Source organism: Herbaspirillum sp. B65 (assembly GCF_000333555.1).
Taxonomy (GTDB): domain Bacteria; phylum Pseudomonadota; class Gammaproteobacteria; order Burkholderiales; family Burkholderiaceae_D; genus Herbaspirillum; species Herbaspirillum rubrisubalbicans.
This window is the reverse complement of sequence record NZ_BADI01000737.1, coordinates 1-1,223: the sequence shown is the minus strand read 5'-3', so window position 1 is coordinate 1,223 and position 1,223 is coordinate 1. Positions and strand designations below refer to the sequence as shown.

Below are 1,223 nucleotides of genomic sequence, written 5' to 3'. Positions count from 1 at the left end.
ACGCCGACTGCATGTCTGAGCGGGCGCGAGATTTGTTTCGATACATAGATGGAGAGCGCCACAGCGCTCAGGACGCACAAGACAATCAGCGTGAGGATGCGGGCTGGATCACATCGGCACCATGCTGACCATCCACAACCTAGCCTTCCAGGGCAACTTCGCCCTGGAGTCGGCCGAGCAGATCGGCATCCCGCAACATCTGCTGACCGGCGATGGCGTCGAATACTGGGGCAAGCTGTCCTTCCTCAAGGCCGGCATCCGCTTCTCGGATTGCGTCTCTACCGTCAGCCGCAACTATGCCGAAGAAATCATGACCCCGCGTTTCGGCTGCGGCATGGATGGCATCCTGTCCTTCCGCAAGCTGGATCTGCGCGCCATTCCCAACGCCATCGATGCCGAGTTGTGGAATCCGGCCCATGACCCGCTGATCGCCCGCAACTTCAGCATCGGCAAGATGAAGGGCAAGGCCGCCTGCAAGCGCGACCTGCAAAAGCTGTTCGGGCTGCCGGTCGATCCCTTTGCGCCTGTGATGGGCCTGGGCTCGCGCATCTCGCACCAGAAGATGGCCGATGTGGTCATCGCCGCGCTGCCGGGCATCATGGAGCGTCATCCGCGCCTGCAGGTGGTGGTGCTGGGGTGCGGCGACCACGACTATGAACACGCCTTCCTGGCGCTGGCCCAGCGCTATGCCGGCCGCATCGCAGTCCATATCGGCTACGACGAACGCCGCGCCCATGCGCTGCACGCCGGCAGTGACATGCTGCTGCATCCGACCCGCTTCGAACCCTTCGGCCTGACTCCCTTGTATGCGATGCGCTATGGGGCCATCCCCATCGGCTCGCGCGTGGGTGGTCTGGTCGATACCGTGTGCGACGCCGATCTCGACCCGCAGCGCGCCACCGGTGTGCTGTTCGAGGGCGAGACCGTGGCTGACCTGCAGCACGCCGTGGCGCGCGCCTTTGCGCTCTATAGCGATAACGAGCGCTGGCAGAGCATCCAGCGCAATGCCATGAGCATCGATTGCGACTGGGCCGGTCCGACGCGCGCCTATATCGATGCCTATGCCCACGTGGCCGACATGGCAGTGCGCCCCCTGTTCGCGCCGCGCGCACTGCCGGTGACGCGGCCCGCCGCGCAGGCCCAGGCCCACGCGCAGCATGAGCGCATGGTCAGCCCGGCTGCGGCCATCGCTGCCGCCCTGGCCGGTTGTGGGCGGCCGGGGC

General features: G+C 65.7%; 1 protein-coding gene. It reads left to right on the top strand.

Going from position 1 to position 1,223, the window contains the following annotated elements:
* Positions 1 to 121: 121 nt before the first annotated feature.
* Positions 122 to 1,223, top strand: a 1,102-nt coding sequence (locus tag I5W_RS17285; RefSeq protein ID WP_252717080.1) for a glycogen synthase, incomplete at its 3' end; no start/stop codon positions are given.